This window comes from Exiguobacterium sp. s16, from assembly GCF_018618115.1.
Classification (GTDB): domain Bacteria; phylum Bacillota; class Bacilli; order Exiguobacteriales; family Exiguobacteriaceae; genus Exiguobacterium; species Exiguobacterium mexicanum_A.
Genome location: NZ_JACSLM010000001.1, coordinates 36,409 through 58,196, shown reverse-complemented (window position 1 = coordinate 58,196; position 21,788 = coordinate 36,409). Strand labels below are relative to the sequence as shown.

Genomic DNA, 21,788 nt, shown 5'->3' with positions numbered 1-21,788 from the left:
AAAATTGACCAGCCCGCTTCAGTCCCCTTTTCCGCAAAAATCGATTAGACTGAACGTATGAGGGGGAAAGAAGATGAGTGCATATGAACAATTTGGAGGCGAACGTGGCGTTCAGCAACTCGTGGACGCTTTTTACGACCTCGTCTACGCCGATCCGATCTTATTGCCGTTGTTCCCGGACGACAAAGACCGGGTCAAAGCGCATCAGTTTGAGTTTTTAACACAACTGCTCGGGGGACCGAAACTGTATACGGAACGTCGCGGTGGCGGCAACTTGGCGATGATCCATCGCGACCACCCGATCTCGGAAACGCACGCCGGCCACTGGCTCGGCTGCATGGAGCAAGCGCTCAAAACAGTCGATGCCCCCGAATCGGTCAAGCAACAACTGTTCCATCGTTTGATCATGTCATCCTCGAACGTCGTCCGCGTCTGCTCCCACCATTTTGAGTAGTCAGCCTTTCGAAAAGCGGGTATGATAAGAAAGTAAGTAAAGGAGGTCGTTTTTCATGACAGAAGAAGAAAAAAAAGAGGCCGTTTCCTCTGAAGAAGAAACGGAAGAAGTAGAACCGACGGCAGTCCTCGCCGACGCCCTCGCAGAGGATGAAGAGGAAGAAGACCAACCCGAAGAAAAGAACATGGACCATATTAAAGGCGTGTTCAACTATCCACATGAGAATGGACGAGAGTACCGCGTCGTCTTCTATAACGATCGCAAAAACCTCGTGTTCCGTGAACTCGGGAACGGGAAAGTCGAATTCGTCGGCCGTTTCACAGACGAGTCGTATGACCAAGAGAACGAAGCAGAGATGCGTGAACTCGGTGAGCAACAGCTCGAACGGATTCTCGCGGATCGCCTCAAATAAAAAAATCGCCCGCGGGCGATTTTTTTATTTGTGCTTGTTTTTGTTTTGTTTTTTCTTACGAAGCGCGTAAATCGCACCCGCAAGTCCTCCGGCGACAGCAATCCCGGCCATGACCGGCACGAGCACTTTTTTCGTCGGAATCATCTCTTTCACCCGTTCATACGGTGTCGGCACCGACAGCTCGAGTTGAACCGCCGACTCGCCGTGACCGTGCGCACGCGCCTGACGAGCCGCATCGGTAATGACGACACGTCCCGTCGTATAACGACGAACACCGTGTTCATCGGTGTACGGGCGACGGACACGTTTGACGCCACGCACGGTGCGCCCACGAGCCGCATCGGGTCGGACTATCCGTTCACTCGTCCACGAGCGACCCCCTGTCGCGCTATAAGCAGGGCGCATCTTGCGCCGATTGATCCATGTGTACGAATCGTTCATGTTTATTCCCTCCAATATACTGAAGTACCTTTTCTTATTATACCCATACAACATCTGGGGAAAACATGAGTTGTCGTGAACGTTCGTTCACAAAAACAGAGGATGGCCCGGTTCGGACCACCCTCTGTTTGCCACATTACTCCGTGAACGGCTTATCTCGATGGCGACGTTTCGCCAAAATCAAGTAGTAAGCTGGAACGAGCACGAGCGTCAATACGGTCGAGAAGAGAATTCCTGACACGATTCCGATAGCAAGCGGTCGGAACAGTGGGTCTTCTCCAAGTGCGACCGGCAAGAGTGCCACGACAGCGGTCAACGCCGTCAACAGAATCGGACGAATCCGGGCGCGTCCCGCCTCATAGACGGCGGTCGTGACGGCCATGCCGTCGCGAATTCCTTGCTCGATGAACTCGAACAAGACGACTGCGTTCCGAACGACGATCCCGGCTAGTGAGACGATCCCCATCGAGGCCATGAAACTAAATGGTGTCTGGGTGACGAACAGTCCGACCACAGCACCGGCAATCGCCAAGTAAATCGTGAACAAGACGAGGAGCGGAAGTGACAGTGAATTGAACTGGAACGCGATGATCAAGAAGATCAAGAACAAGACGACGACGAACAACGTAGCAAGTTCAAGGAAGAACTCGTTTTGTGTGTCGCTCGCGCCGGATTGGTCGAACGCGATTCCTTCATCGGTCAATGACGCCTCGGCGTCAGCAAGCACGCGGTCGACGTCTTGTTTGAACGCCTCTTCGTCCATGCCTTCGCTCGCATAAATTTGGAGCGTCACGATCCGTTCCCCGTTCTCACGCGGAATCTGTTGAATCTGTTCTGTCGTCGTCTCAGTGACGAACGTACTGAGCGGTGCGACCGGAGGACCTGCCTCCGTCTGAACTGGGACGAGGATATCGTCTAAGGCGAGCGCCTCACGGTTCGCTTCCGCATCGACGACGATTTTCACATCGCGTTGTTCGACTCCGTCATCAAACGTGCCGATCGGGATGCCGTCCGTGACGAGGCGAATCTGGTCACTGATTGATTTCGCGGTCACACCAGCGGCCGCCATCGCGTCACGATCAAGTTCATACGTGAGCGTCTGGAACGGCTCTTTAATGTTGTCGAGCACGAGTGCACCGTCGATGGCTTCAAGGTCCGCTTTCACGGTATCCCGGGCCGTGACGAGTTGCTCGATCGTTTCACCGCGCATCGTAAACTCGACTGGTGCCGAAGTCGGCGGCCCTTGTTGCTGCGTATCCAAGAAGATTTCAGCATCCGGGTTGTTTTCCCGGATTTGTGTCGTATATTCGTCGATCAATTGAATCGCATCAATCGTCTCGTTGTCGACACGAACGACGATTTGACCCGTGTTTTCACCGGTCTGATCGAGCCCTCCCGTGAAGAGGCTCGGTAGGCCGCCACCCGCAAAGACAGATGTCTCGACGACACCATCAATACTTTGGAACTCTTCCTCAATCGCTCGAAGTCTCTGTTCCGTCTCCTCAAGGTCGGTTTGGACCGGCAAGGTGACACTCGTCACGACTTCTGGCCGGTTCGCAGCCGGGAAGAATTCGAACGGCGTCAACAAGATCAAGCCGTACAATGCGGTCGTGATGACGAAACCGACGAGACCGAACGTCCATGGACGCTTCGCGACTTTGGGTAATAACGTATCTGCATAGAAATTACTGAGCCGGTTCAGTGGCCCACCTAACCAACCCGGCTCGCGTTTCGATACTTTTACTTGCTTCCGATTCAACCAGTACTGGGCGATCGGCACGAGCGTCAAACTGATGAGCATCGAAGCGAGCACCGACAAGGCCAAGACGGTCGGCAAGGCACGAATAAAGTTCCCGTTCGCTCCCGAGAGGAGTGTCAATGGCAAGAAGGCGAAGACGACGGCGAGCGTCGATGTGACGATCGAGCCCCACACTTCTTTCGTCCCGCGTACGGCACCGCCCATCGCCGTGTCTCCTTTTCGGTAACGGCGCAGGATATTGTCATTGACGACGATGGCGTCATCGACGAGAATCCCGAGCGCAATGATAGCCCCGATGATTGAGATTTGGTTCAAGTCGACTCCGGTGAAACGAAGTGGAATCAACGCGAGCAAGAACGACAATGGAATCGCTAAGCTGACAATCAGCGAGCCTGAGAACGTGAGCCCGATCGTCGTGACGACGATGACCGCAATCATGGCAATGATGAATTCACGAGTGAGGGATGAGAAAATATCATCGACCGCTTTGGCCTGCTCGTAATATGGAACAAGTTCAACACCATTCACGTTCCCGACTTCATCCGCAACGACTTCGTCGACGCGTTCTTGAAGAGTCGGAATATCTTGACCCGATTCAATCGTGACCGTCAAGGAAACGGCAGGTTGTCCGTCGAGTGAAACGAGGTCCGTGACCGCTTTCTCCGTCTCTTCGACCGTGCCGACGTCTTCAAGGAGGACAGGCGTCCCATCCACTGAGCCGACGACGACTTGGCCCATGTCATTGACGTTCGTCAAACTATCGATCGCCAATTGGTAAATCCCATCTTCAGTCGACTGGCGACCGAGCGGGGTCGTCTTATATTCTTCATTGATTGCCGTCAAGACGTCCGGAAAAGCAAGTTGACGCTCCCCGAGTTCCGCCGAGTCGAGCGAGACGACGAATTCCGTTTCCGGTAGTCCTTTGATCGTCACACCGGTAACTCCGTCTGTCCGCAACAGACGATCCTCCAACCGCTCGATATCTTTACGCACTGTCTGGAGTGTCTGGCGATCATCTGCCGTCAACAAGTAAGAAGCGACCGGCAACTGCCCGATCGAGTCATTGACGGTCGGAGCCAGCGCATTTTCTGGCAAGCGAGGCGCAGCGTCTGAGATCGCTTGGCGTACATTCGACTGTAGCTCACTTCGATCGAAGCCGTCTTCATACTCGACGGTGATATTCGAGAACTCGGATGCGGATAATGATGACACATTCTCGATACCATCGAGTCCTCTCAATTCAGTCTCCAAAATATTCGTAACGTTCCGCTCGACCGTCTCTGCGGTCGCGCCCGGATATGGCGTTTGAATCAAGATGATATTGACACTCGTCTCTGGAATTTCACGTTTCGGAAGTTGGAAGAACGTGAGCACTCCGACGACGACTGCGACGAGCAAAAACACGATGACCAGTTTTCCTCGTTCAATCATTTTTTGAAAAAACATGTTGACCCCTCACTTTCAGATAATGTGCAAATACACATATGAACTATTCTTCTTTATCATAGAGGGGTTCACCATTCATTTCAATCTTTAAACACAGTTGAATGTGCTTCAGTGAAAGCGTTTTTGAAACGAATACGATAACTCGATGGACCGTTGCTTTTGCTTATAGACGGTATGATTTGAGACCGGGACCTCGACCGATTCACCCGAATGAAAGATAATCCGACTTCCTTTACCACTCTTCTTAGCATCGAGGACTTGAGAAAAATTGATCCAGGCACAGTCCGGACTTTCTTTTGCGATCGTCGGGAAAAAGATCGCATCTGCATGCCAATCCATGATGACAGGTGTCTTCCGGTGCGGGCCGAGTACGTTACGAGCCGCCTCGATCCGTCCTTGAATGCTTGAACCGTAATACAGACAGGCCGATTCGAGTAAATACAGGGGCGATCCCTTCATTCGCGATACACCGTCGGATTGATAGACGAGCGTCTCCGCCTCCCCATACTCATTGAAAACTGGAATCAAAGCTCTTGTTTCATTCGTCAACTGAGTCATCTGATTTGCCTCCATCATGGATATAGTGACTTACATGTCATTCATACCAAGAAATGAAGACTTAAACAAATCGCGTTCATATATTTCCCACTAAAAAAACCAACCGATTATCGGCTGGTTTTTTAATTTCAGTGATCTAATTTCTTATTCTGTAACGATTTCGATTGAGGAAAGTGAAAATGTACACGTACTCCGTCTTTTGTATTTCCCAAGGCGACCGTCCCCTCATGGAGTGTCACGATTCGTTGAACGATGAACAGGCCAAGACCGAACTTCCCTTGCTTCCCTCGCGAAAACTGATGGAACAAGTCGAGGTTCGCGTCGACCGGGGGACCGTCATTCTCAATGGTGATGTCGACACCCGCCCCGGAGCGTGTCAGTTCGATTCGAATCGTCGACTCGGCATAGCGCAAGGCATTATCGAGCACGTTCTCGAAGGCGACACGGATTTGTTCTCCGTCCCCGAGCATCTCGCCGGCATGTCCTGTCACCGACCAGTCCAAGTTGCCGCGCAGTTTGAATCGGCTAACGAGCAGTTCCATCAACTTATCGAGATTGATCGGTTCAAGCCGCATCTCCTGGCCTTTAAAGTATTCGAGCTTCGTGACATATAACAAATCGACGACTTTCTTCTCGAGCCGGGACGCCTCTTCATCGATGACTTCGGCCGACCCTTTCAAATCCCCGGTCGGATAAATCCCGTCCCCGATGGATTGGGCGTAACCGCGAATGACCATGATCGGCGTCTTCAAGTCGTGCGAGATGTTTTGGAGCAGCGCCTGTTGGGCCACGTCTTGCTCTTGCAACTCTTGCCGCATCGCGTCAATCGAGCGGGCCAACTGCCCGAGCTCATCTTGACGAGCGAGCGGGAGCACCGTCTCCCATTGTCGGTTCGAGATTTTCTCGACCGCCCGCTCCATCTCGACGATCGGCTTCGTCAACTCTCGCGACATCCATAAAGCCGGGATTAACGACAACAGGCTGATGACGCCGATTAAAATCGAGATGCGCCAGTAGAGCGTCGAGACAAGTTCACGCCGGTAAGCGTCCCAGGCGTAGGAAGCTTGGTAAATCAGAGCCCCATCGTACTCGTTCTGGCGGATGATATAGTAGACGTCCTCTCCATCAATCGTCGTCTGGTATTTGGCGACCTCGCTCGTCTGTGTGAGCGCCTCTTGATACATTCGGTTCGTCAATTCGAGCGGGGCCGAACCATAAATGATGCGTCCGTTCGGCAAAAAGATGAGCTGGTTGACCGATCGGGATTCTTGTTGGCGACGGTCATACTCAATCGGATTTTGCGGAATGTTTTCTAGCTCATTCGTATTCCCCAGGTAATAATCCACATCTTGCAACGTCTCGTACACTTGTTCATCGATAAACTGCGTGATCGAGGAACGAATCGTCAACAAAATCATCAAGGCGAGCGTCACGATGATCAGAAGGATCAATACCCAAATCTTCCACATGAGCCGTTTCGGCTGGAGACGATCGAGCTTCATGGCTTAACGAGTCGGTAACCGACGCCATAGAGCGTTTCGAGCTCAAGGCGATGCAGTTTCTTCCGGAGACGGCGTACCAAGTCATCGACGACGCGGTCCGAGCCGAAATAGTCATGGCCCCATACCCCTTCTAAAATCTGTTCGCGTGATAAGGCAGAGCCCGGATGTTCGAGGAAGAGCAGCAGCAAGTCGAATTCTTTTGATGTCAAATCGATCTCATCTTGTTCATGCTTGATGAGACGTTTCTCAGGATAAATCGTATATTCCCCATATTCGATATGCTCATTCGATTTCGAACCGTAGACACGGTCGATCAATTTTTTGACGCGGATGACCAGTTCCCGTGGCAAGAACGGTTTCGCGATGTAATCGTCCGATCCCATCTCGAGTCCGATAATTTTATCGATATCCTCATCTCGCGCCGAAATGAAAATCGTCGGCGTGAACGCGTTTTTCGCTTTGATTTGTTTCAGTAATTGGAACCCATCGAGGTCCGGGAGCATGATATCGAGCACCCATAAGTCTGGTTCGTCTTTGATTGCGGCCTGGGCCGAGGTCCCGTCGGTGAACGAACGGACCTGATACCCTTCTTGCTCTAAATACGTGACGAGCATCTTATTTAAATTGATTTCATCATCGACTAAATAGATTGTGTACATTCCAGTCACCTCTGCAACGTTTTTTATTTATCATATCAAACAATTGTGGATGAATGATGGGAATGCAGCCGTTTCCTCCGCGCTCAATGTGTTCCCGACACGCAAACAAGCCCACAAAAAAAGAAGGGTTCCCCCTTCCTTACCGCGTCGGCCGAGTGCGCATCTGTTGTGCGAGGAATACCGTGCCGCCACTAAGGAGGGCCAGTACACCGCTGATCATCATGAGTTCCATCATGTTCCACCTTCCTACTGATAGCGATTCTCATTATCACCTATAATATAGCATACTTTTCTTAGCATGAACATGACAAAAAAACTCCCGCCATGCTTAGGCGGGAGCTCTCGATTATGCGTTGACGTCGTAACCCTGTTCTTCGATGGCTTCGATCATCGTTTTCACTGAAATTTTATCGTTGTGGATGACATCGACCCGATGGTCCTGTAACGAGACGATCGCTGACTCGACGCCTTCAAGTTCTGTCAAGGCGCCTTCGACCGCCGCCTTGCAGTGATTACATGTCATACCTTCTACTTTTAATGTCGTTTCATTCATTTGGATGTTCCTCCTTGTGTTTTCAATCGTAACGCGTTCAAGACGACCGAGACCGAACTGAACGCCATGGCCGCCCCGGCAATCCATGGGGCGAGCAACCCGGCCGCTGCGACCGGGATACCGAGACTGTTATAGGCAAGCGCCCAGAACAAATTTTGACGAATGTTACGCATCGTCAATGCACTCATCTCGATGGCACGGTTCACCCCATCGATATCTTGCCCCATCACGGTGACATCGGCCGCCTCAAGGGCGATATCCGTCCCGCTTCCGAAGGCGATGCCGACGTCAGCGACAGCAAGCGCCGGCGCGTCATTCATCCCGTCCCCGACCATGGCCACACGGCCCTGGCGTTTCAGCGCCTCGACATGATCCGCCTTCTCGACGGGCAATACCTCGGCGATGACATTCGTTTCCGGAATCCCGAGTTGACGGGCGACGTCGAATGCGACTTCTTTCCGATCACCGGTCAAGACGTAGACTTGTCTCGTCTTGGCAAGTTGTTGGACGACGGCACGGCTTTGGTCTTTCAACCGATCTTGCAGACCGAACGCCGCAACGACCCCAGACTCGTCGGCCACATAGACCGGCGTCATCGCCTGCATGTCCCACTCCGGTAATGCAAATCCGGCTTCTTGCATCATGCGGACCGAGCCGATAAGAAGAGGTTTCCCATCTACGACCGCTTTCAATCCTCGACCGGCCAACTCTTCAACGCGTTCGACCTGACCGTCCCCTTCGCCCCGACCGATTGCCTCGGCGAGCGGGTGCGTCGACTGACGTTCGGCCATGACGGCTTGTTTCAAGAACAACGCGTCTCCGAACGTCGCCACGACTTCCGGCGTACCTTTCGTGAGCGTCCCCGTCTTATCGAAGACGACGATATCGACACCATTCAACGATTCGAGCTGACCGCCACCTTTGAACAAGACACCACGTTCGGCGGCACGGCCCGTCCCGACCATGATCGATGTCGGTGTCGCGAGACCGAGCGCACACGGACAAGCGATAACGAGAACGGCGATCGAGGCCCGGATCGCCATGTCCAAATCATTGAAGCCAAGCGTCCAGACGGCGAACGTCAAGGCGCTGATGGCGACGACGATTGGAACGAACACACCGGAAATCCGGTCCGCTTGCCGTTGAATCGGGGCTTTGTCCGTCTGCGCCTGTTCAACAACACGAACAATTTGGGCGAGCATCGTCTCGCTGCCAACACGTTCGGCGACCATCAAGACCCGGTGCGAGCGGTTAATCGTTCCGCCGACAACATCGGCGCCGACACTTTTCTCAGATGGGATTGACTCCCCGGTCAACATCGACTCATCGATGACCGTCTCACCTTCGACGATTTTTCCATCGACCGGCACTTTTTCGCCAGGGCGGACGACGATGACGTCACCGGCTTTGACCAAGTCGATCGCGACTGGCCGTTCCACACCGTCAACAAGTAAAATCGCTTCTTTCGCCTGTAACGATAAAAGTGACTTGAGCGCGTCCGTCGTTTTTTCTTTCGCTCGGGCCTCTAACCATTTCCCGAGCAATACGAGCGTAATCAAAACGGCACTCGTCTCAAAATAGAGCGACGGATGCATCGGATGCACGAGCATCTCGAAGACGGAATAAAAGTAAGCTGCCGATGTCCCTGTCGCCACGAGCACATCCATGTTGGCCGCGCCGCTCTTCAGGCTCTTATACGCCCCTTTATAAAACTGGGCCCCAATCCAGAACTGGACCGGTGTGGCGAGCGCGAATTGCCACCACGGATTCATGAGCCAATCGGCATGGAACGTCACACCCGGGATGTGCGTAATCATGACGAGCAGAAGCGGTGCTGACAATAGCGCCGAGATGAGCACTTTTCGTTCGAGCGGGCGGAGGTCGTGTTTCGGGGTCAATTCCGCTTTCCGTTCTGCGCCGTAGCCGATCTTCTCGATTCGGGCAATCAACTCTTCTTCAGTGATACCTTCCTCGACGCGAATCGTCGCCGTTTCAAGCGGCAAGTTAACGGTCGCTTCGACGCCGTCCATTTTATTCAACACTTTTTCGATTCGGGCCGAACATGCGGCGCATGTCATCCCTTGAATCGACAGTTCGACGGTTTTCATCGGTCCACCTCCTTACTTTTTGATGCGGCTGACGATTGTCATCAATTCGTCAATGTATGGGTCCATGTCTTCCGTTTCGCTTGCATGGACTAGACATTTGCGCATGTGACGTTCGAGCAGTTGCATCTCAACTTGTTTGAGCGCAGCTTGAATGGCTGACGTCTGAGTCAAAATATCGACACAATAACGGTCGCTCTCGACCATCTTTTGAATCCCTCGTACTTGTCCTTCAATCCGGCGCAGCCGTTTGCTGAGCGCTTCACGCTCCGCGTCTTCGCGCGGAACGATCGGTTCGTCATGCATGAATTCTTCCATGGTTATCACCTCACCTTCAATATACCCCTACCCCGTAATGGTGTCAAATCATTTAATCAAAAAAAGAGCGACTGATTTGTCGCTCTTCCCCCTAATCAATTGCGTTGGAACGCCTCGCTCTTCAAGACGGTCCGTAAAATTTTCCCGGTCGTGTTCCGAGGCAGTTCATCAATGATTTCAATCTGTGTCGGCTGTTTATACTTCGCCAGTTTCGTCGCCGCGAACGCTCGGATCTCGTCGAGCGTCACCTGCTCGTCACGAGTGACGATGAACGCTTTGACCGCTTCCCCTTGTTCTGCGTCTGGCACCCCGATGACGGCCGCCTCGACGATCCCCGGATGCTGATACAACACTTCTTCGACTTCGCGCGGATAGACGTTATATCCCCCGACGATGACCATATCTTTCTTCCGATCGACGATATAGAAGTATCCGTCCTTGTCCCGCTTCGCCAAGTCGCCGGTGTAGAGCCATCCGTCCCGAAGTGTCATCGATGTCTCTTCTTGGAGTTTGTAATACCCTTTCATGACGTTCGGCCCACGGACGATCAGTTCACCGACCTCGTCGATCCCGACCTCTTCCCCGAGTTCGTCGACGACTTTGTTCTCGACGTGGACGATCGACGGACCAATCGAACCTGCCTTCCGCTCCCCATGGAGCGGGTTGAAGCAGGTGACCGGTGACGCTTCCGAGAGGCCATACCCTTCAAGGATCTTACATTCGAACTTCTGCTCGAATGATTCGAGCAGTTGCACCGGCAGGCTCGCCCCACCGGAGACGAAGACGCGGACATGCTTGAGTGCCGAGGCGTAGGCCGGGACTTTCATCGCCGTCTGTAACAAGAAGTTGTACATCGTCGGCACCCCGGCGAAAATGCTGACGCGGTGTCTCGGGATGAGGTCGAACACGTCTTGCGGCGAGAATTTCGGCAAGATGACAATCGTCGCACCGCGAAGGAGCGGTGCGTTGACGATGACCGTCAAACAGAAGACGTGGAACATCGGCAGCGCCGCGAGCGCTTTATCTTCCGGCGTGATCTCCAAATATTCGCCGATCGAATGGGCGTTCGAGAACAAGTTGAGATGCGTCAACAACGCTCCCTTCGGTTTCCCGGTCGTCCCGCTCGTATAGAGGATGACGGCGACGTCTTCCTCATCGACCGTGACGAGTTCCCCTTTCGTCGTCGCGAACGCCTCCTCGAACGGCAAGAACTCGATGTCCCCGTCCCGTTTCAACGCCGGCACGTCCGCGTACGGGACCGAGATGACGAGGCGGAGTTGCGGTAACTTCGTGAGCGCGGCTTCTGCTTGCGCGACGAGCGGTGACAAGGCGACGATTGCCTTCACGTCCCCATCGACTAAAATATAGGCCATCTCATCTGGCGTGTATGTAGGGTTGATCGGAATGACGACCCCACCTCGTGCGAGCACCGCAAAATAGGAAATCAAGAATGCCGGGCTATTCCCGAGGACGAGTGCGACGTGGTCGCCTTGTCCGATCCCTTTTTGCTCAAGTGTCGCCGCCATCGCCTCGACCTGGCCGAAAAACTGTCCGTAGCTGACCGTGTCTTCCCCAAACACGTAGGCCGCCTTATTCGGATGCGCGGCCACAACGCCCTGTAGTGCCGTGACTAAGTTTGCCATGGTAATCCCCCTTTGAAAATGAATGACTATTCACTTTTGAGCCGTAAAAAAGAGCACGGCATCCGCGCTCTTTTTCAGTTATCTTCATTGTACATGAAACGGCTCAATAAGAAAACGCTTTCAAGTCCATCATCTTCAAATGATACAAACCGGTCCGGCTCTGTACGTGGACGAGCGCCTGCAATGTCTCGTCATCCATGAGCAAATCGTCCATCAATTTGTGGAGCGCCGACTTCTTCGCTTCGGTCGTTGCCGTGATGAAGAACATCGCCTCGGCCCGAATGGTTTCAGCAGCAATCGTCTGCATCGCAAACGGGTGATTAAGATGTAACAACGTGATTCCATCTTGTTTCGAAACGTGGAGCGGTACATCGACGACAGCGACCGGTACGGCGACATCTGTCACGCCAGACGGGATCGTCCGCTCTTGTTCGATGACGACGCGCGCGAATGACTCATCGACAATCCCTCTTCCTTCTAACTCAAGACCGATCGCGCGGACAGCGAGGTCAAACGTCGGTTGCTCCGTCACCCACATCCAATTCGCGTCCATCCACTCTGTGATAAATCGGTACATATTGTTTCCTCCTATTGGTTGAACCCAATTTACGAAAGCGCTTGCATTGATTATGATACGCCTCGTCGAAACGACGCGCAACGGTCCACATAAGATGTCACGAAAACGCCAAAAAGAAGGGACCCTATTCAGAGCCCCTTCTTCCCTCAAACCCGCTTCAGCTAATGAGATCGACGAGTTCTTCGAGCTCGACGTTGCCAAAGTAATGTTTGACGTCAAGCTGTGACAATTGTTCCCGAATCGCGCCGCGTTCGAAGCGCGTCCCGACGAGCACTTGTTCAACATCCTGGATATCACCGACGCCGAAGAAGTCGCCGTAGATTTTTGCTTCCGTAATCGTCCCTTTGTTGACGTTCAAGCGGACATCAATCGTGCCGATCGGGAAACGACGTTTCGACTCGACATCAAACTTCGGCGATTTCCCAAAGTTCCAATCCCAGTTCGCGTAGCGTTCTTTCGAGATGTCCTGAACGATCTCCCAGTCCTCATCGCGAAGCACGTAACGCTCGGGTTCTTGTCCGTCATAGATTGAGTGAAGGAGTGCCTCGACGAAGCGCTCCATCGCCATCTCTTCTTCTAAAAACTCGGTGATGTTGGCGACACGGCTCCGGACCGACTTGATTCCCTTCGAGCGCATCTTCTCTTCCGAGACGTTGAGCGAGTTGACGACTTCCTCGATGTTCGAGTTGAACATGAGCGTCCCGTGGCTGAACATGCGGCCGCGCGTTGTGAACTGGGCGTTACCGCTGATTTTGCGTTCGCCGACTTGGATATCGTTACGTCCCGTCAATTCCGCCTCGACGCCGAGCTGTTTCAAGGCATCCACGATCGGTTGCGTAAACTTCTTATAGTTATTGAACGAGTTACCGTCATCTTTTGTGATGAAGCTGAAGTTCAAGTTCCCTTCGTCGTGATAGACGGCCCCGCCGCCTGAGAGACGACGGACGACGTCGATCCCGTTCTCTTCGATATACTTCAAGTTGACTTCTTCTGACGTGTTTTGGTTCTTACCGATGATGATTGACGGGCCGTTAATATAGAACAAGAAATAATCCTCATGCTCGACGTTCAAATGTTTGAGGATGTACTCCTCGACCGCCAAGTTGAGTTTTGGGTCCCGGATGTCCGGGTTGAAAATAAATTTCACAGTAAGTTCCTCCTAAGGATGTTCGTTAGTTGTATTATACGAGACGTCGGCCCGGCGCTACAACTCGTTTACTTCCATTCTCCTGTCATGACGCGTTTCAATGCGTTCGCGACACCATATTCGTCGTGACGCTCGGTGACGTGATGGCTGATGGCGATCAAGTCTTCGTGACTATTGCCCATCGCGATGGCTTTGCCGGCGACCTCAAACATCGGAATGTCGTTCAAGTTGTCGCCGATGACGACGACTTCTGACAAATCGACACCGAAATGCTCGGCCAGTTTTTTGATGCCGTGCCCTTTGTCGGCCCCGTTCGCCATGACCTCGATGTTATCGTTGCCTGAAGACGTAACGTAAACGCCTTCGACGCGCTCATCGATTTCCGTCCACAGCGATGACATTTTCTCAAAGTGGCTCGAGAAAGCGATGAATTTATAGACGCGTCCGGCCTCGTTCTTAATGAAGTCTTCGATATCCTCGACGAGACGGACATCTTCGTTGACATAATAACGTTTGCGGAAGAACTCATACATCTCGAGCGACCGCTCGTCCCCGTTCTGTTTCAAGTTTTCCATCGTCGCATCGATCAAGTCGAGTCGGCTCGCGACGAGTCCCGCCTCCGAATACATTTCATAGAAGACGTCCGAATATTTATGGTCTTGATGCAACACCGATACGACCTCGAGCGCTTCTTCCGTCGTCAAATCGATTTCATGTAGCACGTCGCCGGTTTCTGTCAACACTCGTCCGCCGTTTGATGAGACGATCGGGCACGTGAGGCCGACCTCATCGAGGATTTCTTTCGCGTTGAAGTAATTGCGTCCCGTCGCAATCGCAAAGCGAATCCCTTGTTCTTCTGCCGCGCGAACGATTTCTGCCGTCTCGGGCGCGATTTTCGTGTGGTTGTGCAGGATCGTGCCATCCATATCGGATACGAACAATTTGTACGTTGTCATCAACATCCACTCCTCTTTTTCTGTTTCGCTTATAACTATAACAAAAAGAGAGGCCATCGGAATAATCCGACACCTCCCTTCATGAATCTTTAACGTTCTTCCGCGAGCGCTTTGATCTGTTCATGGACGCTCTTGATGCAGTCCGGCATGCCGATCCCGTCGTAGGCGATGCCCGCGAGCAGGATGCCCGGATAGACGCGGCCCATCTCGGCGCGTAGCGCGCGGACCCGGTCGGAATGGAAGACGGCGTATGGCGGCAGCCCGTCCCGGAGCCGGCTGACGACCGTCTCGAGCGGGGTTGCTTTAATCGTCATCAAGCCGCCAAGGTCCCGAAGTGCGGTCGTCACAATCTCGTCATCAGACGCATCGACGATGTCATCGGCGCCCGGTCGTCCGAGAAAGACGCGCAGGACATGATACCCTTCCGGCACGGCGTGCGGCCATTTTTGGTCGATGAACGTGCACGCGGTGATCGTCACGTCCGCCTCTTGGCTCGTGACGAAACCTGTCCCGACGAACGGCAGCTCGATATCGTCTTGTTTAAACACGAGCGAGCACGTCGCCGTCGCGTGCGGCTTCATGTCCGCGAGAAAATCGCTGTCGACTTTCGGCAAGAACTGGCGGATGAGCCGGGGCGGGACCGTCAAGATGAGGTGATCGGACTCGATATCCCCACGGTTCGTCAATAGTCGATAGCCGCCCTCAATCTCCTCGACTTGTTCGACCGAACAGTTCAAGACGATTTCAGTGCGCTCTAGCCGTTCGGCTAGACGGTCGGTAAGCGACTTCAACCCTCGTTTGAGTGAAGCGAACTGTCCGACTTTCTTCGCCCCGACTTCAGCGACCCGCTGCTCGGGACGAAGGTGACGCATTCCCTCATACAAGTTGCCGTATTTCTTCTCGCCTTCGATAAATTGCGGGAACGTCGACAACGCACTCATCTGATCGATATCTCCCGCATAAATCCCGGAAAGAAGCGGCTCGATCAACCGGTCGACGATCGGGTCCCCGACGCGCTCGCGTAAATAAAGCCCGAGCGAGACGTCCGTCTTCGGCGCTTCGACGTCCGGGGGCGACAACAGCATCTTCCGAAGCGTGGCGTGTTCTTCCTCGGACAAGAGTGTCGTATCCTTGAACGCATCGACGTCGAGCGGAATGCCCATGACCGTCTGCTTCGGAATCGGATGTAATCCGTCATGATGGAGCACGTACGCTTGGCCGACGCCGTTCCGGACGATCTCATCGCCGAGCCCGACCTCATGAATCAAGTCGGTCATCGCCGTTTTCCGGAACACATACGAATCCGGCCCTCGTTCGACCGCAAATTCCCCGGTCTCGAACGTATCGATTTTTCCACCTAAACGGCCGCTCGCTTCGACGAGCTTGATGGTGACGTCTTCCGGCAAATAACGCTCGGCATAAAAAGCGGCGGTGAGACCTGTGATCCCACCACCGACAATCGTTACATTACGCATGATGTACAATCACGCTTTCCATTCGATCGGCGATGGCTTCAATGAAGCTCCGCTCCGCGTTTGGCATGTTTGGACGTGCATAGTGGACGCCTAGGCGGTCACAAACGACTTTACATTCCACGTCGTTATCGAAGAGCACCTCGAGATGATCCGCGACGAATCCGACCGGCGTATAGACGAACGCCTCATAACCATGCTTTTCATAAAGTTCAGCCGTCAAATCTTGGACGTCCGGTCCGATCCACGGGTCAGGCGTGTTGCCCTCTGACTGCCAACCGACCTCATAGTTCGGTACGCCCGCCGCTTGGGCGATTTTATCCGCCGTCTCTTTCAATTGATCCGGATACGGGTCGCCGCCTGCCAAAATCTTCTCTGGGAGGCTGTGTGCCGAGACGATCAAGCATGCCTTCTCGGCCGGTACCGGCAAGTTCGCAAACGTCGCTTTGATCGCTTCCGCCCACCAGTTGATGAATTTCGGCTCATCGTACCACGATTCGACCGAACGGATCTCGATGCCGTATTTCGCGGCTTCTTCATGCGCCCGCCCGTTGTACGACTTGACGCTGTATGACGAGTAGTGCGGAGCCAATACGACCGACACCGCTTCTTTGATGCCGTCGTTCGCCATTCGCGCGACCGCATCTTCTACGAACGGTTCGATGTGCTTGAGCCCGATGTAGAGTTTGAAGTCGATCTCACCGGCGTGACGCTCGTTCAAGATGTCACGGAGCGTCTCCGCTTGGTCGATCGTGATTTTCGCGAGCGGTGACACGCCTCCGATGGCCTCATAGCGCTCCGTCAAGTCTTGGAGTGCTTCCGGTGATGGTTTACGGCCATAGCGGATGTGTGTGTAGTAACGCTCGATATCTTCAGGTTTGTATGGTGTCCCATAAGCCATTACGAGTAATCCGACGGTTTTCATAATGATTTGCCTCCCATTTTTTCACGTGAGTAGTCATGGATAAATGCTGTCAATTTGACGAGAACGGACGGATCGACTTCCGGGAACACCCCATGTCCCAAGTTGAAGACGTATCCAGGTTGTTTCATCCCCTCGTCGAGGATTTCTTTCACTTTCGCTTCGATGACCGGCCACGGGGCCAGCAAGAATGACGGATCAAGGTTGCCTTGGACCGCTTTCGTGATGCCGCGGTCGCGCGCCTCTTGAATCGATAGGCGCCAGTCGAGTCCGACGACGTCGAGCGGCTGGTCTTGCCACTCTTCGACGAGATGGCTCGCTCCAACACCGTGCATGATGAGCGGGATGTCGAGCTTGCGCAACTCGGTGAAGATTCGTTCTGTCGTCGGTTTGATATAACGGACATAATCCTTACGGCTGAGCGTCCCGACCCATGAGTCGAACAATTGGAACGCCTGGATCCCGGCTTCTGCTTGTGCCGTCGCATATGTGATGACCATGTCGCCCAGTTTCTCCATGAGCGCGTTCCACACGTCCGGCTCGGCGTACATGAGTGCTTTCGTTCGGTGGTAGCTCTTCGAAGGACCACCTTCAATCATGTAGCTCGCGAGCGTGAACGGTGCGCCTGAGAATCCGATGAGCGGAACTTCCAAACGTTCCCGAAGCAAACGGATCGTCTCGAACACGTACGAGATGTCTTCCGGATTGAGCGGTTTCAAACGCTCCACATCTTCCATCGTCCGGTATGGGTTATCAATGACCGGACCGATGCCGCTCTTGATTTCCACATCGACGCCCATCGACGGGAGTGGCGTCATGATGTCTTTATACAGAATGGCCGCGTCGACTCCAAGTTGTTTCACCGGGAGCTCTGTCACGTAGGCACACAGCTCGGCATCATGCGTGATCTCGAATAGTGTCCTCGTTTTTTTGATCTCACGATATTCTGGTTGGTAGCGTCCGGCTTGGCGCATGTACCAGACGGGCACATAGTCTGTCGCCTCTCCTCGAAACGCCTTCAAAATAGTATCGTTCATACGTCGCGTCATTCCCCTCTATAATTCTCCTACACTCTTCTTCTATAGGTATGTGAACTCAAAAACATTATACAGAAATTAATTAGAATAATGCTAATGTGAAGCATTTTCATTGTGTTTTCTTTGTGTCATTTCTTTGTCGGATACGTGCGGAAGGCTGAATTGAGCTGACCTCGAATCAAATCGTCACGCTGTTTCGACGACAGACGCTTCTCACGCTCTTTGATGTCTTGAATTCGCCAGCCATCCTCAAGTTTCGACGCTACATCGACCAATCGCTCGACGTCATGGAAGGAATATTTACGTGACCCACCTTTTGTCCGATCCGGAAAGACGAGCCCTTTCGCTTCATAATAACGGACTTGTCGCTCCGAAAGTCCTGTCAGCTCAGTGATGACGCCCATCCCGATTACTTTCTTCGACTTATAGTCCATCGCTCGTCCTCCTCCTTCATAAAAAAACTATGTCAGATAATCTGACAAATTGCAATCCAAGTCGAATTTTTCGTCTTACACTGAAAACAACTTTTGAATCATCAATCGCAAAAAGGAGGAATCGCAACATGGAAGACATCTTATATTATATGGACACGCTGTTCGTACTCATCGCTGCACTGCTCGTCTTAACGATGCAACTTGGTTTTGGCTTGCTCGAGACGGGGACGCTCCGGGCTAAAAACGCCGGGCACGTCGCAGTCAAACAAATCATCAGCCTCTCTGTGGCGGCACTCGCCTTTTGGGCTGTCGGCTTCGGCCTCTCATTCGGGGACGGGACCCGCTGGTTCGGGACGGAAGGATTCTTCATGAACGGATCGTTCACGAGCCTTGATTGGGCCAACGTCTCGATCGACATCAAATTCTTGTTCCAGTTGTCGTTCGTCGCTGTCGCACTCGCCATCGCCTGGGGCGGTTTCGCAGAGCGGGCCAAACTTTCCGCGTACGTCTTGTTCGGTATTTTCTTCGTCGCCATCCTGTATCCAATCGTCGCCCGCTCCGTATGGGCCGGTGGACTCCTCGGATCGATGGGAATGCAAGACTTCGCCGGTTCGGCCGTCGTCCACCTTCAAGGCGGAATGGCCGCCCTCATGGCCACCATCATCTTGAAACCACGTCGTAAAACCGAATCACTCGCCGGTCACAACCACGTCTTGACGGTCGTCGGTGGACTCGTGCTCTGGCTCTGCTGGTTCGGATTCAATGCCGGATCGACGATGTCGGTCGCAGATGGATTCTTCGGTTACGTCGCTCTTACGACGATGCTCGCCACGGCTGCCGGTGCCCTCGGCGCCCTCGCCATCGTCATGATGCATAAGAAGACAGCGGACATCCCCACGATCGTCAACGGTGTGCTCGGGGCGCTCGTCGCGATCACTGCTGCCTGTGCCTTCGTCGAACCATGGGCCGCCGTCGTCATCGGTGCCGTCGCTTCAATCGCCACATACGGCACGAGCATCCTCATGGCAAAATATGTCGATGACCCGCTCTGTGCTTTCTCGGTACACGGGATCGCCGGAATCATCGGGACGCTCGCACTCGGATTCTTCGCCTCGCCTCGTTTGGTCGAAATCACGGGCATCGGTTCGGCCGGCCTCTTCTACGGCGGCGGCTTGGGTCAACTCGGTGTTCAAGCACTCGGCGTCTTGATTGCAATGGTCATCGCTGGTGGCGGTAGCTACGCCTTCTTGAAATTGCTCGACGTCACGATCGGTCTTCGTGTCACGGAAGAACAAGAAGATATCGGCCTCGACATCGCCGAGCACGGTGTATCCGCATACGGTGAAGTCGAGACAGAACCTGAAACTCCGGCACGCCTCCCGAAAATTCTCGGGTCGAGTGTATCGGTCATGTCACCGAAGAAATAACGACAACAGTCAGGGACACCCAAAGCGGGTGTCCCTGTTTCATGTCAGTCGGCTCAAATAGTACCGGACGACCATATGTGCGAGCACGAGACCGACGAGCGCGTCCCACGTCGCCCCGAACATGAGCGAAGCCGCGCCAAGGGCGAGCATTTGCGCGAACAACAGCCGTGTCGCCCACCATTTATAGGCGACGAGCCGCTCGGCACGCGTGATCGGCAACCACGACGCCATCGACACCGTGTCGAGTCGTTTAAACAATGGGACGAGTTGCAAGGCAGTCAACCCGACGAAAAGCGGGACGACCAACCCGACGTACCACCCGCCCGAGAGCCACATGACGACGAGCGCGACGGCGGAAAGACGCAACACGAGATCGAGCGAGTCGTTCGAGCGCATGACCCGGAGGCCATAGACGTACCGTGCCGCATCGGCCCGTTTCAAGACCGAGCGCTCGAGCAGGCTGACGATGAGCGATCGTTCCCGCACATCTTCCCGCATCGCCGGGACATCGACGAACCAACTGACGACCCGGTTGAACTGGGCTTTGCTCTTCTCTTCAAGCAAGAGCCAATCGAACAGCGGGATGCGTCGATTTCGTCGCACGTGGAGCAAGATGAATGGGATGAGCGCCGGCACCGGTGTCAACATCGGCACACCAAACAGGATGAGAAAGCCGCTGGCGAGCGCGCTCGGCAAGACGACATATTTGACCCCCTCCAACTTGGCGAGCCGCCCCGCCACCGAGATCAGGACACTCGTCGCGATGATGGCCCCGACTTCGACCGAGGTGAGCGCTTGCGTCCGGACGAGCAACGGCAACACGACGAGCATGATGAGGACGGCACGGACGGCAGCGAAGACGACGTTGAATAGTCGAACGCCGTTCATGAACGTTTGCATCTCACCGAGTCGCGGCAATAAGAAGACTTGGTCCGCTTCTTGAATCAATGTGCGGGGGCGATGCCCGAGCGGCAGAAGCAACCAGAGGAGCGCCACAATCCATTCACTCGGGAATGCCGGGTCCAAGTCCGTCAAGAACTGGTTGTAAACGAACGCTCCGTAAATGAGCGTGAAATAAAGTGTGAACAACAAACCGCCGTTCGCCACGTACCGGCTGTATTTCACGACGTCCTCCACCCAGACGCCAAATCGTTGTTTGAACACGTTCATTGCTTCCGCTCCTCGGCATCAATCGCCTCGACATAAATGTCATCGAGCGTGGCGTCCGGACGAAGACCATATGTCTCGCGCAACTGCGCCGCCGTACCGGTCGCGATGACCGACCCCTGGTGCAAGAAAACGAAGCGGTCGCAGTGACGTTCCGCCGTCTCCAAGATGTGGGTCGACATCAAGATGGCGCAATCTTCCTTATACTCATCAAACAATCTCAATAGTTGACGAATCGCGAGTGGATCGAGTCCGACGAACGGCTCATCGACGATGAGGAGCGGCGTCTTTGTCACGAGTGCACAGAGGATCATCGCTTTTTGCCGCATTCCTTTTGAAAAAACGGACGGAAACCAGTCCAATTGCTTCTCCATCCGCATATCTCGGGACAATCTTTCGGTCCGGATTTTCAGGTCGGCCTCGTCGATGTCATACGCTTTCCCGATTAGCGTCAAATGTTCACGCAACGTCAATGTGTCGTATAAAATAGGGGTCTCGGGTATATAACTTATTTTTTTACGATAGTTATTTTCCGAAGAAGCGAGTGTCTCACTATCGACTTCGACCGATCCCGAAATCGGATCAAGCAATCCTAAAATATGTTTGATCGTCGTCGATTTTCCGGCGCCGTTTAGCCCTATGAGCCCGACGAGCTCACCTTTTTTCACTTCAAACGAAACATCGTGTAACACTTGTTTACCTATATAACCGCCGTTCAACTGGTCGACGTGCAACATGAAAACTCCACCCCTCATTTTCAACTTTTTTTCGTGATATATGTTTTAAAAGCTGTCACATG

General features: G+C 53.5%; 21 protein-coding genes. 3 read left to right on the top strand and 18 right to left on the bottom strand.

Annotation, left to right across the window (positions count from 1 at the left end):
- Positions 1 to 73: 73 nt before the first annotated feature.
- A complete protein-coding gene (locus KNP86_RS00370; protein ID WP_138859867.1) occupies positions 74 to 454 on the top strand; it encodes a truncated hemoglobin in 381 nt (126 codons plus the stop codon).
- Positions 455 to 509: 55 nt separating this feature from the next.
- On the top strand, positions 510 to 866 hold the full coding sequence (locus tag KNP86_RS00365; protein WP_034776562.1) for a hypothetical protein: 357 nt from the start codon (positions 510 to 512) through the stop codon (positions 864 to 866).
- A 24-nt stretch (positions 867 to 890) separates the two neighbouring features.
- Here the strand turns inward: KNP86_RS00365 and KNP86_RS00360 are convergent, their stop codons facing one another.
- From KNP86_RS00360 to KNP86_RS00285, 16 genes are all read right to left on the bottom strand, one after another.
- Positions 891 to 1,307, bottom strand: coding sequence for a hypothetical protein (locus tag KNP86_RS00360; protein WP_034776560.1), 417 nt, complete (start codon positions 1,305 to 1,307; stop codon positions 891 to 893).
- A gap of 136 nt (positions 1,308 to 1,443) precedes the next feature.
- A complete protein-coding gene (locus KNP86_RS00355) occupies positions 1,444 to 4,512 on the bottom strand; it encodes an efflux RND transporter permease subunit (RefSeq protein ID WP_214752391.1) in 3,069 nt (1,022 codons plus the stop codon).
- Between the two features lie 108 nt (positions 4,513 to 4,620).
- On the bottom strand, positions 4,621 to 5,070 hold the full coding sequence (locus KNP86_RS00350; protein WP_034776556.1) for a competence protein ComK: 450 nt from the start codon (positions 5,068 to 5,070) through the stop codon (positions 4,621 to 4,623).
- A gap of 128 nt (positions 5,071 to 5,198) precedes the next feature.
- Positions 5,199 to 6,572, bottom strand: coding sequence for a sensor histidine kinase (locus KNP86_RS00345; RefSeq protein WP_214752389.1), 1,374 nt, complete (start codon positions 6,570 to 6,572; stop codon positions 5,199 to 5,201).
- Positions 6,569 to 7,231: a response regulator transcription factor gene (locus tag KNP86_RS00340; protein ID WP_034776554.1), complete on the bottom strand. Its 663-nt coding sequence runs from the start codon at positions 7,229 to 7,231 to the stop codon at positions 6,569 to 6,571. The genes KNP86_RS00345 and KNP86_RS00340 overlap by 4 nt, the downstream gene beginning before the upstream one ends.
- Before the next feature lie 346 nt (positions 7,232 to 7,577).
- The gene (gene copZ / locus KNP86_RS00335) at positions 7,578 to 7,784 is read right to left on the bottom strand and encodes a copper chaperone CopZ (protein WP_029595964.1); all 207 of its coding nucleotides are present in this window, start codon (positions 7,782 to 7,784) and stop codon (positions 7,578 to 7,580) included.
- The gene (locus KNP86_RS00330) at positions 7,781 to 9,892 is read right to left on the bottom strand and encodes a heavy metal translocating P-type ATPase (RefSeq protein WP_214752387.1); all 2,112 of its coding nucleotides are present in this window, start codon (positions 9,890 to 9,892) and stop codon (positions 7,781 to 7,783) included. The genes copZ and KNP86_RS00330 overlap by 4 nt, the downstream gene beginning before the upstream one ends.
- A gap of 12 nt (positions 9,893 to 9,904) precedes the next feature.
- Positions 9,905 to 10,207, bottom strand: a complete 303-nt coding sequence (locus KNP86_RS00325; protein WP_034776552.1) for a metal-sensitive transcriptional regulator — start codon at positions 10,205 to 10,207, stop codon at positions 9,905 to 9,907.
- A gap of 95 nt (positions 10,208 to 10,302) precedes the next feature.
- Positions 10,303 to 11,850: a long-chain-fatty-acid--CoA ligase gene (locus KNP86_RS00320; protein WP_214752385.1), complete on the bottom strand. Its 1,548-nt coding sequence runs from the start codon at positions 11,848 to 11,850 to the stop codon at positions 10,303 to 10,305.
- 103 nt (positions 11,851 to 11,953) lie between these two features.
- Positions 11,954 to 12,427, bottom strand: coding sequence for a PTS sugar transporter subunit IIA (locus KNP86_RS00315; protein ID WP_214752384.1), 474 nt, complete (start codon positions 12,425 to 12,427; stop codon positions 11,954 to 11,956).
- 157 nt (positions 12,428 to 12,584) lie between these two features.
- On the bottom strand, positions 12,585 to 13,574 hold the full coding sequence (lplA, locus tag KNP86_RS00310) for a lipoate--protein ligase (RefSeq protein WP_138859874.1): 990 nt from the start codon (positions 13,572 to 13,574) through the stop codon (positions 12,585 to 12,587).
- Between the two features lie 68 nt (positions 13,575 to 13,642).
- The gene (locus KNP86_RS00305; protein WP_232939005.1) at positions 13,643 to 14,530 is read right to left on the bottom strand and encodes a Cof-type HAD-IIB family hydrolase; all 888 of its coding nucleotides are present in this window, start codon (positions 14,528 to 14,530) and stop codon (positions 13,643 to 13,645) included.
- Positions 14,531 to 14,619: 89 nt separating this feature from the next.
- Positions 14,620 to 16,005 carry a protoporphyrinogen oxidase gene (gene hemG / locus KNP86_RS00300; protein WP_214752382.1) on the bottom strand — a complete coding sequence of 462 codons (1,386 nt, stop codon included), beginning with the start codon at positions 16,003 to 16,005 and terminating at the stop codon, positions 14,620 to 14,622.
- Positions 15,998 to 16,927 (bottom strand): ferrochelatase, encoded by a 930-nt coding sequence (gene hemH, locus KNP86_RS00295; RefSeq protein ID WP_214752380.1) that lies wholly within the window; start codon positions 16,925 to 16,927, stop codon positions 15,998 to 16,000. Before hemH ends, hemG begins: the two co-directional genes overlap by 8 nt.
- On the bottom strand, positions 16,924 to 17,973 hold the full coding sequence (gene hemE, locus KNP86_RS00290; RefSeq protein WP_034776536.1) for a uroporphyrinogen decarboxylase: 1,050 nt from the start codon (positions 17,971 to 17,973) through the stop codon (positions 16,924 to 16,926). Before hemE ends, hemH begins: the two co-directional genes overlap by 4 nt.
- 116 nt (positions 17,974 to 18,089) lie before the next feature.
- The gene (locus tag KNP86_RS00285) at positions 18,090 to 18,395 is read right to left on the bottom strand and encodes a MerR family transcriptional regulator (RefSeq protein WP_034776533.1); all 306 of its coding nucleotides are present in this window, start codon (positions 18,393 to 18,395) and stop codon (positions 18,090 to 18,092) included.
- 128 nt (positions 18,396 to 18,523) lie between these two features.
- Between KNP86_RS00285 and KNP86_RS00280 the strand changes: the two genes are divergently transcribed.
- The gene (locus KNP86_RS00280) at positions 18,524 to 19,822 is read left to right on the top strand and encodes an ammonium transporter (protein WP_214752379.1); all 1,299 of its coding nucleotides are present in this window, start codon (positions 18,524 to 18,526) and stop codon (positions 19,820 to 19,822) included.
- Between the two features lie 39 nt (positions 19,823 to 19,861).
- Here the strand turns inward: KNP86_RS00280 and KNP86_RS00275 are convergent, their stop codons facing one another.
- Together KNP86_RS00275 and KNP86_RS00270 are read right to left on the bottom strand one after the other, a co-directional pair.
- The gene (locus tag KNP86_RS00275) at positions 19,862 to 20,992 is read right to left on the bottom strand and encodes an ABC transporter permease (protein WP_214752377.1); all 1,131 of its coding nucleotides are present in this window, start codon (positions 20,990 to 20,992) and stop codon (positions 19,862 to 19,864) included.
- Positions 20,989 to 21,726, bottom strand: a complete 738-nt coding sequence (locus KNP86_RS00270) for an ABC transporter ATP-binding protein (RefSeq protein ID WP_138859881.1) — start codon at positions 21,724 to 21,726, stop codon at positions 20,989 to 20,991. The genes KNP86_RS00275 and KNP86_RS00270 overlap by 4 nt, the downstream gene beginning before the upstream one ends.
- Between the last annotated feature and the right edge of the window lie 62 nt (positions 21,727 to 21,788).

Excerpts from the sequence above, each read along its gene's own strand:
- KNP86_RS00360 (WP_034776560.1), bottom strand. The coding sequence starts at position 1,307 with ATGAACGATTCGTACACATGGATCAATCGGCGCAAGATGCGCCCTGCT.
- KNP86_RS00330 (WP_214752387.1), bottom strand. The coding sequence starts at position 9,892 with ATGAAAACCGTCGAACTGTCGATTCAAGGGATGACATGCGCCGCATGT.
- KNP86_RS00365 (WP_034776562.1), top strand. The coding sequence starts at position 510 with ATGACAGAAGAAGAAAAAAAAGAGGCCGTTTCCTCTGAAGAAGAAACG.
- KNP86_RS00315 (WP_214752384.1), bottom strand. The coding sequence starts at position 12,427 with ATGTACCGATTTATCACAGAGTGGATGGACGCGAATTGGATGTGGGTG.
- hemH (WP_214752380.1), bottom strand. The coding sequence starts at position 16,927 with ATGAAAACCGTCGGATTACTCGTAATGGCTTATGGGACACCATACAAA.
- KNP86_RS00370 (WP_138859867.1), top strand. The coding sequence starts at position 74 with ATGAGTGCATATGAACAATTTGGAGGCGAACGTGGCGTTCAGCAACTC.
- copZ (WP_029595964.1), bottom strand. The coding sequence starts at position 7,784 with ATGAATGAAACGACATTAAAAGTAGAAGGTATGACATGTAATCACTGC.
- KNP86_RS00275 (WP_214752377.1), bottom strand. The coding sequence starts at position 20,992 with ATGAACGTGTTCAAACAACGATTTGGCGTCTGGGTGGAGGACGTCGTG.
- KNP86_RS00325 (WP_034776552.1), bottom strand. The coding sequence starts at position 10,207 with ATGGAAGAATTCATGCATGACGAACCGATCGTTCCGCGCGAAGACGCG.
- KNP86_RS00270 (WP_138859881.1), bottom strand. The coding sequence starts at position 21,726 with ATGTTGCACGTCGACCAGTTGAACGGCGGTTATATAGGTAAACAAGTG.
- hemG (WP_214752382.1), bottom strand. The coding sequence starts at position 16,005 with ATGCGTAATGTAACGATTGTCGGTGGTGGGATCACAGGTCTCACCGCC.
- hemE (WP_034776536.1), bottom strand. The coding sequence starts at position 17,973 with ATGACGCGACGTATGAACGATACTATTTTGAAGGCGTTTCGAGGAGAG.
- KNP86_RS00355 (WP_214752391.1), bottom strand. The coding sequence starts at position 4,512 with ATGTTTTTTCAAAAAATGATTGAACGAGGAAAACTGGTCATCGTGTTT.
- KNP86_RS00285 (WP_034776533.1), bottom strand. The coding sequence starts at position 18,395 with ATGGACTATAAGTCGAAGAAAGTAATCGGGATGGGCGTCATCACTGAG.
- KNP86_RS00280 (WP_214752379.1), top strand. The coding sequence starts at position 18,524 with ATGGAAGACATCTTATATTATATGGACACGCTGTTCGTACTCATCGCT.
- KNP86_RS00340 (WP_034776554.1), bottom strand. The coding sequence starts at position 7,231 with ATGTACACAATCTATTTAGTCGATGATGAAATCAATTTAAATAAGATG.
- KNP86_RS00305 (WP_232939005.1), bottom strand. The coding sequence starts at position 14,530 with ATGACAACGTACAAATTGTTCGTATCCGATATGGATGGCACGATCCTG.
- KNP86_RS00350 (WP_034776556.1), bottom strand. The coding sequence starts at position 5,070 with ATGACTCAGTTGACGAATGAAACAAGAGCTTTGATTCCAGTTTTCAAT.
- KNP86_RS00345 (WP_214752389.1), bottom strand. The coding sequence starts at position 6,572 with ATGAAGCTCGATCGTCTCCAGCCGAAACGGCTCATGTGGAAGATTTGG.
- KNP86_RS00320 (WP_214752385.1), bottom strand. The coding sequence starts at position 11,850 with ATGGCAAACTTAGTCACGGCACTACAGGGCGTTGTGGCCGCGCATCCG.